Origin of the sequence: Mesorhizobium sp. M3A.F.Ca.ET.175.01.1.1 (genome assembly GCF_004791945.1) — a bacterium.
Classification (GTDB): Bacteria; Pseudomonadota; Alphaproteobacteria; order Rhizobiales; family Rhizobiaceae; genus Mesorhizobium.
On sequence record NZ_SRTP01000343.1, the window covers coordinates 1 to 297 of the forward strand.

At 68.0% G+C, this 297-nt stretch carries 1 protein-coding gene; it reads left to right on the top strand.

Features of this window, described 5'->3' with window-relative positions; genetic code table 11:
- A partial coding sequence (locus EN818_RS31915) for a CHAD domain-containing protein (protein ID WP_135906751.1) occupies nt 1-297 on the top strand: 297 nt, incomplete at both ends.

The following is a 297-nucleotide window of genomic DNA, read 5'->3' on the forward strand; positions in this document are numbered from 1 at the left end:
ATCGGCAGGGCGCTCGCCCATCTTGAGACGGCGCGCGACAAGCCGGAGCAGGGGCTGCACAAGTGCCGCAAGCGGCTGAAGAGCGTGCGGGCCTTGCTGCGCCTGGTTCGTTCCGGAGACGAACCGTTCTGCCAGACTGAGAACGAATGTTACAAGCAGGTCTCGGCGCTGCTTGCCGGCCCACGCGAGGCGACCGCTCTCGTCGAGACCGTCGATCGCCTGGCGAATGCCTTTCCGGAGCAGAGCGCCGGCGGTGGCCTTGACGCCGTCCGCGACCGGCTGGTGCTGCGCCAGCAT